The organism is Citrobacter sp. MGH105, from assembly GCF_001037485.2.
GTDB classification, from domain to species: Bacteria; Pseudomonadota; Gammaproteobacteria; order Enterobacterales; family Enterobacteriaceae; genus Citrobacter; species Citrobacter portucalensis.
In genome coordinates this window covers 51,410-62,775 of the sequence record NZ_CP073050.1, presented here as the reverse complement: position 1 = coordinate 62,775, position 11,366 = coordinate 51,410, and the positions used below count along the sequence as shown (strand labels likewise).

The following is an 11,366-nucleotide window of genomic DNA, read 5'->3' as shown; positions in this document are numbered from 1 at the left end:
TCTGCTAAGCCAGTGGCTCTATAAGTTCCCTGCCCTGGTTCCCGGGATTGCCAACAGCCCGGCTGACGGGGTGCCATGTGAAATCTTCGGCGGAAAGACTGCCCTCACGGGCAATGTCTTCCGCCTCTTTACCGGTTGTGTTTTCACTGAGCCATTTACGTGCGGCATCCGGTGAGTACACGAACGGTCGCCGATCGTGAATATCCAGCAGTCCCTCATCCGCAGCTGCCGTGACGATCAGGAATCCTTCCAGGTCATTACCATTCTCAAAAGGTGGTTTCCCGATGGCAGCGAGCAGGAGTGGATTTCCGTCCTTGCGGTAAATGAAAAACGGCTGTTTCACGCCGTTTTGCTGTTTCCACTCAAACCAGCCGTCAGCAAAAATAATGGCCCGTCCGTGCTCCCAGAGTGGCCTGAACATCCGGCTGCCAGCCGCAGTTTCACTTCTGGCGTTGATTAGAGCGGGCTTGTTCCACCACTCCGGCGCATAACCCCAGCGAACAGGATCAAGATGCAGCTGCGAGCGGCGTTCACTCAGCAGTAATACCCGGGTTCCGGGCGCAACGTTGTAGCGGCCGACGGGCTCCGGATCATACGGGATGTCCCGTTCTGCTTCTTCTCCGAGAAAGGCCAGGTACTCCTCGCGGGAGTTGTACTGCGTAAACCGACCGCACATTATCGTTTCTCCGGTGTAGATTTCGCATGCGAAATCTGTGTTTTCTTCAGTTCAGAACATAGGCCGTTTTTCAGGTTCCTGCCATCGTGTGGCCGCCGTGCCGCTACTGTAGCCGGGCCGCTTCGAATGCAAGGGTTCGCTCTGCCGGTGTCCTCACCCGGTCGCAGTTTATTTCAAAGGCATTATCCGCCGTCTTCCCGTCGTTTTCCGTCTCAATTTTCGCCGTCAAACCGTCCAGCCAGCGTCTGCTTTTTCACTGCGCTGCGGCTTGCGGCACCGCCCCTGCATTCTCCGCTTTTCGCCCGGCTGTCGTATCGGCACGGCGTAACTGGCGCCGCATTTGAGAAAGGAGAACTACCATGTCCCGATTTATCCAGGGTAATTGCGTCCATATCATGTCCGGCTTTCCGGATAATGCTGTCGATTTCATTCTGACCGACCCGCCATATCTCGTCGGTTTTCGTGACCGTCAGGGGCGTACCATCGCCGGCGATAAAACCGATGAATGGCTGCAACCCGCCAGCCATGAGATGTATCGCGTGCTGAAAAAAGACGCGCTGATGGTGAGCTTCTACGGCTGGAACCGCGTCGATCGCTTTATGGCTGCGTGGAAACAGGCCGGGTTCAGCGTTGTTGGTCATCTGGTTTTCCCTAAAACCTACACATCGAAGGCCGCATATGTGGGCTACCGCCACGAATGCGCCTACATCCTTGCAAAAGGTCGTCCGTCCCTGCCGCAAAACCCGTTGAATGACGTGATTGCGTGGAAATATTCAGGCAACCGGCACCACCCGACAGAAAAACCCGTAACCAGCCTGCAACCGCTGATTGAGTCTTTCACACATCCCGGCGCAATTGTGCTCGACCCCTTTGCCGGAAGTGGCTCCACCTGTGTGGCCGCCCTCCAGGCTGGCCGTCGTTACATCGGTATTGAACTGCTGGAGCAGTATCACCGGGCCGGACAGCAACGTCTGGCCGCCGTCCGGCGCGCCATGCAGTACCCGGCCGCTAACGACGAGTTCCCGGAGGCCGCGTAATGAACTATGCCGGACACGAAAAACTCCGCGCAGAAGTGGCGGAAATCGCCAACAGCATGTGTGACCTGCGGGCGACGCTGAACGGGATGGAGCACCGCTATCGCTTTGACTCCGATGTGCTGGCCGAACGCCTGACCCGTCAGACCCTTTTTCGCATCAATGCCCTGTTTATGGCGGCATACAACGAAATTCTTGAGTTGGATGCCTGCTTTAAGGACAGAGGAGAAAAATATGTACGGAACCTGTGAAACCCTCTGCCAGTTGTTGCGTGAACAGTATCCCGCAGAAACCCCGCTGAACCTCATTGTCTGGTCCCCGGCGGATATCGAAGCGCTGGCCGACGGAATGGAATATGCCGTTTCGGAGCAGGACACAAGGGTGGTACTGGCGCGTATGGACGCCATTCCGGAGGAACAACGGCTTGAATCGGGCGTGTCTGCCGGTGCGGTGATGGATCTGATTGAACAGGTGAAACAGGCCGCAGCGGCGGTGAGTGTGCCGGCTGACCTGCTTGAAACCCTGCTGACCACTGCCGAACAGGCGTTATGGCACAGGGAATGGACCGCCCGTGACAGCAATCATCCGGTCCCGGAAAGCGTTACCCGCCGCCTGGCTGATGCGGCGAAAGTTCGCGCCTTACTGAAAAACTGAAATCAACACGCCGCCCGGGCGGCGTGTACTGACCCCGTTCAGAGGAACCCATTATGCAGGAAATCACCACGTTAACCGCCCTTGTTATGCGCCGTGCGCGCGATTTGATTGCTGATTATGGATGGCCTGACCATACCGATGTTGATCAGCGTGATCCGGTCAATAAACCGGGATGGATAAGCATTTATGTCCGTCTGGATGCGGCAAATATTGTTCATCTGCTGCCTTTGCTTTGTACCGGTGACGTACCCGCAGAGCTGCAAAGTGCCATGACAAAAATAGCCGGGACGCCAGCGCAGATTATTTTATCCGGCAGCCGCTATGCCGACGCGCCGCAGCTTCCGGAGGACGGAACACAGATAGCGTTCCCCTGGGCCGGGGAATGGCTGACGGAGCCGGAGATTCAGGCTGTAACGGATTGCCTGTCCCGCGCGGTGCGGGATATCTCCCGGCAGGTATGGGAGGATGCGCGCCGGATAAAGGCGGCGCTGACCACGCGCGGGGAAACGCTGTTTTATCGCCAGACCCGAAACTTCCGTCTGGTTGTGAAGGAAAATGATATGCCCTGCTGGCTGGACGATGATGACAATTTGCCGGTGGTGCTCGATGCCATCCTGAACAAAGGGGCACGCTACAGCAGCGTCGAGTTCTTTGTTATCAGCGACAATGTTGATCAAATCCTGGCATGTGGCCAGATGTGCGATGTGCTGCGTATTCCGGGCGAGCCTCCGCGCCGGTGGATGGATTTAACCCTGTTACATGAGGTCATGGCAGAAGCGCGTGCAGAAATCAGTCTTGTCCGCAATGCCCTGTCAGCAATCCGGCCAGTGTAGCGAACAGCAGGGGGCGGCGGCCCCCTGAATCCACCACGAAGGATGTCGCCGGCTCCACTTTTACGGCTCTTCCTTCACGTTGTTCCGGCTTCGCGGTGAGTAACGTCCCGTGCGGCCTGCGGCAAACGCCGTGCCTCTACTATAGCCGGGCCGCGGCTGATGCAAGGGAAGCGTAAACGCCGTCACCTTCACCCGGTCGCAGTTTATTTCATACGTTATCCGCCGTCTTCCCGTCGTTTTCCGGCTCAATTTTCGCCGTCAAACCGTCCAGCCAGCTCCTGCTTTTTTACTGCGCTGCGGCTTCGGTGACGCCCTTGCATCCTCCGCTTTTCGCCCGGCTGTCGTGTCGGCACGGCGTAAGCCGGAACTCAGACGACATCGACTATGGAGGATTTTTTATGCGCACTACAACCACCACACCGGCTGTTTACGTGGGCACGTATCACAAATACAACTGCGGCAGCATTTTCGGCAAATGGTTTGATCTGACGGAGTTTAACGGCAGGGAAGATTTTTACGAGGCCTGTCAGGCACTGCATGCCGATGAATGGGATGCCGAGTTTATGTTCCAGGACTGGGAGGGCATTCCGTCGCAGTTCGTCTCTGAATGCTCCATTGACTGGGATTTTATCGCCGCTTACAAACGCGCCGAAGAAGAGGGCAGGGAAGCCGCTTTTATCGCCTGGGCGGAGTATACCGGCGAATGTGACTATGACGCGTTTGATGATGCGTACCGCGGCGAGGCGGAAAGCGAGGAAGACTATGCGCGGGAGATGGTGGAGGACAACGGCCTGTTAAATGAGGTGCCGGAGCCGTTGCGCAGCTATTTCGATTTTGAAGCCTGGGCGCGTGACCTGTTCAGCAGCGGTTATGTGTTCCATGACGGCTATGTCTTCAGCAACTGATTAATGTCCGGCGGGGAAACCCGCCGGTTAAGGAGAAAACGTATGAAACTTGCACCGGAAACCCGCGAGATCCTGCGACAGTACAAAGCCCTGATTAATGCCCGCCGACGTGATGCCGGTCAGCGGGAACTGACCACCGCGCAGGTGATGGATGAAATCTGCGAATACATGACCTGTCAGTGTGCCGTGTACATCGGCGGTCATTTCATCTTACAGGGTGGAAAAGGCCAGTAAGTATGATGGCAGGCGTCCGGGCCGGAGGGCGCCTGTCAGCCCGCGCGAAAAACCGGGCAGGCTGCGCCTGCCGGAGAGAAACTTCGCCGCGCCTCCGGCGCCGCGCACTCTCCTCTCCGTTGTCAGTCGCTGTTGCCCGGGAATGCGCGTATTATCAGGGATATCTTCCTGTAAAGCAGACCGGTGAAGCATATGTCGAAGTGGAATATCGCCTCTTTCTCAAAAGATGATCAGGATAAGGTCTCAGTCGATAAAGCCGCCGCTGCCGTTGCCTGGCAGGAAAGGATGAACAAGCCTGTTGTGCCTGAGCTTGTTGAACGGGAACAGCCTGAACATCTTCGCCAGTATTTTCGTGAACGGCTTGACGTTCATCGGCAGAACAGTCAGCAGCTGCCGCGCGCAAATGCGCCCGAATATAATAAACCCGGAGATGAGCAGCAGAAGTGATTCTTATAGTCAGTGTGTCCAGGGAGGAAATTTTATGCGTATGTCTCTGATGTTTGCGGCCGTGACTCTTTTAACCGGTATTAACCTGTTGTTTATTCCGTTTCAGCCTGTACCGGCTCTATGGGGGGGAATCTTGGCCGTTGCTTTTATCCTGATTAATGTCGCGGCGGATAAACTGCGTCTCTGGAGTGGCGTTGCATGGATTATCGTTGCCGGCATCATCATAATGTTGATGCTGAAGGGGAAGGAACCGGGGGACGAATTAAGAGTGCTGATCACCGTTTTTGCTTTCCTGGCTTCGGCCTGGTATAGCGTTGTGCAGTACAGAAAAGAAAAGCATTTTCGCTCCTGATGTTCCCGGCTGGCATCAAGCTGGATGATCGTCAGCCATCATTTTAGCCGCATGTAATCCATTCTTATCCTCCCGTTTTCTGTTTTCTGCCCGTTCCCGTTTTCATTGCGGGCGTCCGGGCGGGCTGTCGTGAACGGAGCCGGTAAACCGTCTCCGCCCTTCGGGCTTCCATCCCATGACGCAACACCAGGGCTTGCAGCATCCTTATCAGGATGCGCCGCCTCTGTCGCGCCGTGGCCTGCGCTCCCTGCACCCCGGCGAAAATCAACGGCCGCCGGGCTGTAAGGGGCAACGCCGTTTCGCGCCCGCGCTTTCCGTCGTTGCGGCGGGTTCCTGCTCATTCCTTGCCTGGTTTTTTCACCCTTTTGAGTCCTTTCGCCGGGGCTGAGACAAGCACAGCCGCTGTCAGCTGTCCAGGGTAAATGGCACGCGGTAAACCGCGCCCCGGACATCCGCCATCGCCCGCGCTGGTTTACGCCCCTGCGGCGAACGGCTCTCAAACGGGTGAAGGTAACAACCAGCGGGGGCGTTCAGCAGGTCCCCGCAAAACGTCAAAACCGCGGCCCCGGCAACTCAACGGGTGATGGTTTTTTAAAAGCAAAACAGGTTCAGAAGGAGGGGCAACATGAGCGAGGCGCTGGCGGTTTTACCCGACGACACCTTTACCCGCGAACAGGCTGAGGTCGTTGCGGCGCAGTACACCAACGTGGCAATTGAGGACGATCAGGGTACACATTTTCGTCTGGTCGTTCGTCAGAACGGCGTAATGGTCTGGCGCGCGTGGAATTTTGAAGCGGATACCGGGAAATGGCTCAACCGTTACATCGAACGTTACGGTATTCGTAAACAGCAGTAAATAAGAAGGTGCCCTGCCGGAGCGGTAACTCCGCAGGGCCGGACAATCATCAATCAGTGAGGTATCAACTATGTCAGTAACCGATGTTAAAGCAAAAGCACCCAAAAAAGCGAGCAGCAAAAAAATTACGAAGGCACAGGAGGCTGCCCTGAAGATCGCCCTTGAGGCCGCTGCGGTCGAGTACGTTCCGCTGTCCGATCTCGTTAAATCCCCGCTGAACGTGCGCTCCATCCCCTATTCCGTGGACAGCGTTCGCGGTCTGGCCGACTCCATCGAGACGCTCGGACTGCTGCAGAACCTTATTGTTCACACCCTCGCGGACGGACAATCCGGCGTGGCCGCAGGTGGCCGCCGATTAACTGCCCTGCAACTGCTGGCGCAGGAAGGGCGTCTCGCTGCTGACCATACCGTTATGGTGAAGCGTGTTTCCGACGACATTGCCGCCCTTGCCTCCGTCGCCGAGAACGAGCAGCGCGCCGCCATGCATCCCGCCGAGCAGATTGCAGGTTTCCGTACGCTGGCAGGGCAGGGCAAAACCCCCGCGCAGATTGGCGACGCGCTCGGCTTCGGCTCCCGTCACGTGCAGCGCATGCTGAAGCTGGCAAACCTCGCCCCCTCCCTGATGGAGAAGCTTGCACAGGACGAACTGACCGTTGAGCAGTGTCAGGCGCTCTGTCTCGAGGACGATCCTGCCCGTCAGGTCGAGGTATTCGAAAACGTGAAGGCCAGCTGGTCAAACGCGCCCGCACACCTGATTAAACGCGCTATTACCGAAACCGAGATGCGCACCGACAACGCCAAATTTCGTTTTATCGGGCGCGATGCCTACGAGGCGGCAGGGGGTTACGTCCGTGAAGATCTGTTCAGCCAGGACGAGGGCGACGGTACGGCTGACAGCGTGCTGGTTGAGCGTCTGGTGCAGGAAAAGCTGGAGCGTATCGCGCAGGACATTCAGCAGCGGGAGGGCTGGGCATGGAGTCGCGGACGCGCAGCCCGCATCTGGTACCACGGCGAAGACGGTAAGGAGTTCGTGCAGCCTGCTGAACCCGATCCGGTGTACACCCCTGAGCAGCAGCAGCGTCTTGGTGCGCTGCGGGAGCAGTACGATACATATGACAGCGTTTGCGACGAGTCAGATGCGATCGAAGCGGACATCCTCGCCATTCAGGCGGCGGCAGAAGCCAGCGCGTGGACTGACGACATGAAGTCAGGCGCGGGAGTGATGGTCAGCCTGTACGAAGGGCAGGTGTACGTGCAGCGCGGTGTGCGCCTGAAAGCGGATATGCCTGAAGAAACCGTAACCAGCAGCGTAACGGTGCCATTCACCTCACACCAGCCCGACGCCGCAGAGGGGATCAGTGTTCCGCTGCTCACGAAAATGACCTCCGAACGTACGCTGGCAGTCCAGGCGGCGCTGATGCAGCAGCCCGAAAAGGCGGTGGCGCTGATGGTCTGGCGCATGTGTACCTGCGTCTTCTCGGGCTGCCTGACCACGACGCATCCGTTCCGTATCAGCCTCACTGTATCTCACGGCAGCCTGACGGAGAACGCCCCGTCCGGTAAGGATGGCGCAGCGTTTAACATCCTGATGACCGAACGGGCAAGGCTGAAAGCCCTGCTGCCGGAAGGGTGGGAGAAGGACTTCACCACCTTCTTTGCCCTTGACGGCGGGGTGTTGATGTCGCTGATGGCCTTCTGCACGGCCTGTTCCGTTGACGGGGTGCAGACCCGCGATATGGGGCACACCTCGCGCAGTACCCTCGATGCGGTCGAGGCGGCAATCGGCTTCCACCTGCGCGACTGGTGGCAGCCGACGAAGGACAACTACTTCGGCAGCCTGAAACATCCGCAGATTGTCGCCTCCCTGAAAGAGGCGGGGCTGACGGGCGCGGCGGGTGACGCGGAGAAGATGAAGAAGGGCGATGCTGCAGCGCATGCGGAGCACTTTATGCAGCACACCCGCTGGGTTCCGGCATGGCTCAAAGGACCGGAGTCAGCGGGTGAATCCGGTGCAGACGACGCGGCTTCAGATACCGACAGCCCTGACAACGACACCACCAACACGGCACACGCCGCCTGATAACGGAGCGCCGCCCTGCGGGGCGGCGATAAGGAGATACCCATGCGCACTATTCTGACCCCCGATGTACTGAAAACGATGTCCTGTGATGAGTTTGAGGACTGGCGGGACAGCGGCGAAGACTTCCGCCGCGAACTGACCCACGCCGTCATGCGTGACCTGTCCTGCCCTGAAAACTGGGATGTGAACGGCGAGTACCGCAGCGAGTTCGGCGGCTTCTTCCCCGTACAGATACGCTTTACCCCCTCGCACGGCAATTACCATATTGCGGTGTGCAGTCCTGGTGCCATCAGTCCGGCGTGGATGGTGGTGTTCGTGCCCGCCAGCGGTCGCCCGTTCTCCGTCATTCGTACCCTGAGCGGCTACCAGCCGGAGCTTGTCAGCCACACCGTCAGCCTGACGGCGCGTCTCGATGCGGACGGATACAGTCAGGCCAGCATCATCAGTATTCTGGCAGCGGAGGGCGCGGCATGATACCTGCAAACCTGTCACTGGTTCCCTTCAGCCCTGAGCGACGCGCCGCGATGGAGGCCATCGCGGAGGTTGAACGCCGGCGGTCGCGCGGCGCGGTGTCCACGATGTATCCGTATGCCAGCGCCTTTTTCCGGCGGCTCACGGGCAGCACGCGCATCACTATCAGGGAAATCCATCATTTTGCGCCGGTGCTGACGGCGCGGGAGCTGCGGGGCAGCAGGGACAGCTGGCTCAGTGCCATCGATGCGCTGATTGAAAGTCGCGGGACGCGTTGCTGGCTGCCGCTTCCCGTTGGTGCGGGTCAGCGCCTCTTTCCGGAGGTGGCCTTTCAGCAGACCGAGCGGGTTCGCTGTCAGGACGCCCTGCGGGATGAAAAATACACCCGACAGCGTCACAAAGAACGGTGCCAGCGTGAGCAGGCGTACCAGGCGCTGGCGGGGCAGGCGGAGATTGAGCTGGCATTCCATACGCCTGAAACGGTCAGCAGCTGGAGCGCACGCTGGTCGGGGACTGAACTGCGCCAGTACGACCTGGAAGAGATGTTCTGGCGCTGGAGCGAGCGTTTCCCGTCACTGGAGCCAATGGAGCGCTGGACGATGGAGAGTCAGCCTTTCTGGACGGTGATGGCTGAAACGAATGCGCTGGCAAGGGAAAGTCCGGGATCTGTCCGGCAGCTGGAGCGCTGGATGGTACCCAACAAGCTGACAGCGCGGAGTCAGGTATGAAGTGGCGTTACTCGCTGCGCTGGAAGCGTCCCGGTCCCTGTCCCGGTGAACCTGAACTGGCGTCAGAAGTGGTGGAGGCCGGGAAGCCAGCCCCTGAGTCCGTGATGTCACTGTGGGTGGCAGGAGCCGGATATGCTGTCTGCGTTGATTTTCTGTATGAACGGCCGATCAGGCGCTGGAGCGATGAGCGAAAGGCGGCCACGCGGCGACGGAATCTGGCGCGTCGTGTTAACAGGATCGCGCCCCTGTTTGCAGATGAACTCATTGAGCGGGAACTGACGGTGCGACCGGATTATTTTCGGGGAAAGTCGCCTCACTGAGTCTGATATCATATCCTGCCAGAATACGGTCGGCAGGGTGCTTAAAAGGGATAATTTAGAGATGAGATACTGGATACTGGTCGCGCTGTTAAATGGCCTGTTTACGCTGGTCATACATTACGCGGCGCCGGAGATGTTGGGAGGCACGGCGTACTATGCCGGGGTGGCAATCTGTGCCCTGATTGCGCTGGTTATCACCTAGCGCGATCCGCCAGGTATGCTGGACAACGTGCTCTTGTTTCTCCTTAAGTGGGGAATTGTGGCTTCAGGTCTGGCGTTTTTTATCTGGGGTATCGGATACAAGCTGGAATTCTGGGGAGATCATAACCCCGATGAAATTGGCGGTGCTGAGCGGTGTTCTGCTTCTGGTCAGTGGCTGGGTGTACTGGAGGCGAAGGTAACAAACTATACGCCAGCGTGAGGCAGGAAAGTAAAAAGAGCGGTTATGCCTGCGGTATAACTGCTCTTTTATATGGTCCTCACGCTTTGTAATTTCCTGCTGTGAATCACCTCTGAAGAACGAACGCTGCGAATTATGGTGGCAGTTGTCTGTATCATCTTTTCAAATTTGCCTGCTGTCTGACGGGGTCACTGGCCATGACTGCGGGCGACCTCCCTGACGGGAACCGGGGCTGTCGTAAACGGAGCCGGTAAACCGTCTCCGCCCTGACGGGCTTCCATCCCACTGTCGCAACGTCAACACCGGCTCGCAGTGACCGTTCCGGTCACGCCGCTTTCACCATGCCGGCGATAAAGCCGCCGGCACTCAGGTGACGCCACGTCGTTCCGCCGTGTCGGGTGTGTTCATCCTCTCCCCGTACCTCTGGCGAGCCCTCTCCCGTTAAGTCCCCGGGCGGAGGGCTTGTCGTAGCACCGTCGTGTCGTCATCCGAAGGGTGAAATGCACTCCGCCAAAACTTTTTGCGAGGGACCGCAAAAACTTTAGTCTCCGCCCTTCTCCTGCCGCCCCGCCGTTGCTCCTTTGCCCTTTGCCGCCAGGGAACTCACCGAGAGATGGATAAACCACCAGACAGGAGGAAAAGCAGGATGAACACACAGAACGTCAACGTCAAAACCGCCACCAAAGAATCTTCCGAAAGATGGGTGAAAACCTCGTCCCTGCGTACTGATGGCTTTGTGCGCAATATCCATTCCCGTAACCCGTTCGATGTTATTCGCGCGGACGTGGTGCTGGCCCGTATGGAAATACAGGCTAACCGGGGATGTGGCCTGCACTACGAGATTTATGAGTCCCGTCTGCTGGGTATGGCTATGCATTACCTGGCAGAACTGCCACTGAAAGACCGTCCGGCGTTTATGGGGGCGGCAGCGAAACGGGGTTACATGCTGACGACTGCGGAAGAAGAACGTGCCGATGGTGAATGTGCTGACCTGATGATCGAGCTGGCGGCGGATTACTGATTACTTAACCGGCTGGCGGCAGGGGATGCCGCCAGTCACACCGGAGAAACATTATGAGCAACAGCAACACGAACAGTACGTTCAGCTTTGACGCATGGGAGAAAAGCGCGCTCAGCGAACTTGATACCCTGCAAAACCACGTCAGTAAAGCCCTGATGAAGTACCAGAGCAATACGGACAAAACGGCGCTGGGCGAGTCTGCAAACCGCTATATGGGCGAACTCAGAACCGCTGTCACGCGCATCCTGAAAGCCACGCCAGCCATTCAGCAGAAAGTCGACGAGATTGCCGACATGCTGCACCTGATGGCGCATTTTTCCGGCATCACGTTCGACGAATAACCACCACGGCGAAA

General features: G+C 58.0%; 16 protein-coding genes and 2 pseudogenes. 16 read left to right on the top strand and 2 right to left on the bottom strand.

Features of this window, described 5'->3' with window-relative positions:
* Positions 1 to 4: 4 nt before the first annotated feature.
* Positions 5 to 676 (bottom strand): SOS response-associated peptidase family protein, encoded by a 672-nt coding sequence (locus SK35_RS26395; protein WP_016247542.1) that lies wholly within the window; start codon positions 674 to 676, stop codon positions 5 to 7.
* Between the two features lie 359 nt (positions 677 to 1,035).
* On the opposite strand from SK35_RS26395, the gene SK35_RS26390 reads away from it, so the two are divergent.
* The 8 genes from SK35_RS26390 to SK35_RS26355 all read left to right on the top strand — a co-directional run bounded on the left by SK35_RS26390 (position 1,036) and on the right by SK35_RS26355 (position 5,135).
* The gene (locus SK35_RS26390; protein WP_016247541.1) at positions 1,036 to 1,713 is read left to right on the top strand and encodes a DNA methylase; all 678 of its coding nucleotides are present in this window, start codon (positions 1,036 to 1,038) and stop codon (positions 1,711 to 1,713) included.
* Positions 1,713 to 1,961, top strand: a complete 249-nt coding sequence (locus SK35_RS26385; protein ID WP_008324202.1) for a hypothetical protein — start codon at positions 1,713 to 1,715, stop codon at positions 1,959 to 1,961. Before SK35_RS26390 ends, SK35_RS26385 begins: the two co-directional genes overlap by 1 nt.
* The gene (locus SK35_RS26380; RefSeq protein WP_008324200.1) at positions 1,945 to 2,364 is read left to right on the top strand and encodes a DUF1380 family protein; all 420 of its coding nucleotides are present in this window, start codon (positions 1,945 to 1,947) and stop codon (positions 2,362 to 2,364) included. The genes SK35_RS26385 and SK35_RS26380 overlap by 17 nt, the downstream gene beginning before the upstream one ends.
* A 53-nt stretch (positions 2,365 to 2,417) precedes the next feature.
* Positions 2,418 to 3,197: a hypothetical protein gene (locus tag SK35_RS26375; RefSeq protein WP_008324198.1), complete on the top strand. Its 780-nt coding sequence runs from the start codon at positions 2,418 to 2,420 to the stop codon at positions 3,195 to 3,197.
* 398 nt (positions 3,198 to 3,595) lie between these two features.
* Entirely contained in the window at positions 3,596 to 4,102 is a 507-nt protein-coding gene (locus SK35_RS26370) for an antirestriction protein ArdA (RefSeq protein WP_008324195.1), read from the top strand.
* A gap of 42 nt (positions 4,103 to 4,144) precedes the next feature.
* Positions 4,145 to 4,336 (top strand): hypothetical protein, encoded by a 192-nt coding sequence (locus SK35_RS26365; RefSeq protein WP_015493073.1) that lies wholly within the window; start codon positions 4,145 to 4,147, stop codon positions 4,334 to 4,336.
* A gap of 192 nt (positions 4,337 to 4,528) precedes the next feature.
* On the top strand, positions 4,529 to 4,783 hold the full coding sequence (locus tag SK35_RS26360; protein WP_008324193.1) for a DNA polymerase III subunit theta: 255 nt from the start codon (positions 4,529 to 4,531) through the stop codon (positions 4,781 to 4,783).
* A gap of 34 nt (positions 4,784 to 4,817) precedes the next feature.
* On the top strand, positions 4,818 to 5,135 hold the full coding sequence (locus tag SK35_RS26355; RefSeq protein ID WP_016247540.1) for a hypothetical protein: 318 nt from the start codon (positions 4,818 to 4,820) through the stop codon (positions 5,133 to 5,135).
* Between the two features lie 117 nt (positions 5,136 to 5,252).
* Here SK35_RS26355 and SK35_RS27200 read toward each other — a convergent pair.
* Positions 5,253 to 5,476 (bottom strand): annotated as a pseudogene (locus SK35_RS27200) (hypothetical protein); the annotation flags it as partial.
* Between the two features lie 284 nt (positions 5,477 to 5,760).
* On the opposite strand from SK35_RS27200, the gene SK35_RS26345 reads away from it, so the two are divergent.
* The 8 genes and pseudogenes from SK35_RS26345 to SK35_RS26310 all read left to right on the top strand — a co-directional run bounded on the left by SK35_RS26345 (position 5,761) and on the right by SK35_RS26310 (position 11,352).
* On the top strand, positions 5,761 to 5,991 hold the full coding sequence (locus tag SK35_RS26345; protein ID WP_015493071.1) for a DUF905 domain-containing protein: 231 nt from the start codon (positions 5,761 to 5,763) through the stop codon (positions 5,989 to 5,991).
* A gap of 70 nt (positions 5,992 to 6,061) precedes the next feature.
* Entirely contained in the window at positions 6,062 to 8,071 is a 2,010-nt protein-coding gene (locus tag SK35_RS26340; protein ID WP_016479992.1) for a ParB/RepB/Spo0J family partition protein, read from the top strand.
* A gap of 42 nt (positions 8,072 to 8,113) precedes the next feature.
* Complete coding sequence (gene psiB, locus SK35_RS26335; RefSeq protein ID WP_008324186.1) at positions 8,114 to 8,545, top strand: conjugation system SOS inhibitor PsiB; 432 nt, start codon at positions 8,114 to 8,116, stop codon at positions 8,543 to 8,545.
* Complete coding sequence (locus SK35_RS26330) at positions 8,542 to 9,270, top strand: plasmid SOS inhibition protein A (RefSeq protein WP_008324185.1); 729 nt, start codon at positions 8,542 to 8,544, stop codon at positions 9,268 to 9,270. The genes psiB and SK35_RS26330 overlap by 4 nt, the downstream gene beginning before the upstream one ends.
* A complete protein-coding gene (locus SK35_RS26325; protein WP_008324183.1) occupies positions 9,267 to 9,590 on the top strand; it encodes a hypothetical protein in 324 nt (107 codons plus the stop codon). Before SK35_RS26330 ends, SK35_RS26325 begins: the two co-directional genes overlap by 4 nt.
* 61 nt (positions 9,591 to 9,651) lie before the next feature.
* Positions 9,652 to 9,991: pseudogene (locus SK35_RS27195) on the top strand (hypothetical protein).
* A 645-nt stretch (positions 9,992 to 10,636) separates the two neighbouring features.
* Positions 10,637 to 11,011 (top strand): hypothetical protein, encoded by a 375-nt coding sequence (locus SK35_RS26315; protein WP_008324180.1) that lies wholly within the window; start codon positions 10,637 to 10,639, stop codon positions 11,009 to 11,011.
* 53 nt (positions 11,012 to 11,064) lie between these two features.
* Positions 11,065 to 11,352 (top strand): hypothetical protein, encoded by a 288-nt coding sequence (locus SK35_RS26310; RefSeq protein ID WP_008324178.1) that lies wholly within the window; start codon positions 11,065 to 11,067, stop codon positions 11,350 to 11,352.
* The last annotated feature ends 14 nt before the right edge of the window (positions 11,353 to 11,366 follow it).

Bases quoted from the DNA above. Each gene is read 5' to 3' on its own strand.
- SK35_RS26395 (WP_016247542.1), bottom strand. From the start codon at position 676: ATGTGCGGTCGGTTTACGCAGTACAACTCCCGCGAGGAGTACCTGGCC.
- SK35_RS26390 (WP_016247541.1), top strand. From the start codon at position 1,036: ATGTCCCGATTTATCCAGGGTAATTGCGTCCATATCATGTCCGGCTTT.
- SK35_RS26385 (WP_008324202.1), top strand. From the start codon at position 1,713: ATGAACTATGCCGGACACGAAAAACTCCGCGCAGAAGTGGCGGAAATC.
- SK35_RS26380 (WP_008324200.1), top strand. From the start codon at position 1,945: ATGTACGGAACCTGTGAAACCCTCTGCCAGTTGTTGCGTGAACAGTAT.
- SK35_RS26375 (WP_008324198.1), top strand. From the start codon at position 2,418: ATGCAGGAAATCACCACGTTAACCGCCCTTGTTATGCGCCGTGCGCGC.
- SK35_RS26370 (WP_008324195.1), top strand. From the start codon at position 3,596: ATGCGCACTACAACCACCACACCGGCTGTTTACGTGGGCACGTATCAC.
- SK35_RS26365 (WP_015493073.1), top strand. From the start codon at position 4,145: ATGAAACTTGCACCGGAAACCCGCGAGATCCTGCGACAGTACAAAGCC.
- SK35_RS26360 (WP_008324193.1), top strand. From the start codon at position 4,529: ATGTCGAAGTGGAATATCGCCTCTTTCTCAAAAGATGATCAGGATAAG.
- SK35_RS26355 (WP_016247540.1), top strand. From the start codon at position 4,818: ATGCGTATGTCTCTGATGTTTGCGGCCGTGACTCTTTTAACCGGTATT.
- SK35_RS26345 (WP_015493071.1), top strand. From the start codon at position 5,761: ATGAGCGAGGCGCTGGCGGTTTTACCCGACGACACCTTTACCCGCGAA.
- SK35_RS26340 (WP_016479992.1), top strand. From the start codon at position 6,062: ATGTCAGTAACCGATGTTAAAGCAAAAGCACCCAAAAAAGCGAGCAGC.
- psiB (WP_008324186.1), top strand. From the start codon at position 8,114: ATGCGCACTATTCTGACCCCCGATGTACTGAAAACGATGTCCTGTGAT.
- SK35_RS26330 (WP_008324185.1), top strand. From the start codon at position 8,542: ATGATACCTGCAAACCTGTCACTGGTTCCCTTCAGCCCTGAGCGACGC.
- SK35_RS26325 (WP_008324183.1), top strand. From the start codon at position 9,267: ATGAAGTGGCGTTACTCGCTGCGCTGGAAGCGTCCCGGTCCCTGTCCC.
- SK35_RS26315 (WP_008324180.1), top strand. From the start codon at position 10,637: ATGAACACACAGAACGTCAACGTCAAAACCGCCACCAAAGAATCTTCC.
- SK35_RS26310 (WP_008324178.1), top strand. From the start codon at position 11,065: ATGAGCAACAGCAACACGAACAGTACGTTCAGCTTTGACGCATGGGAG.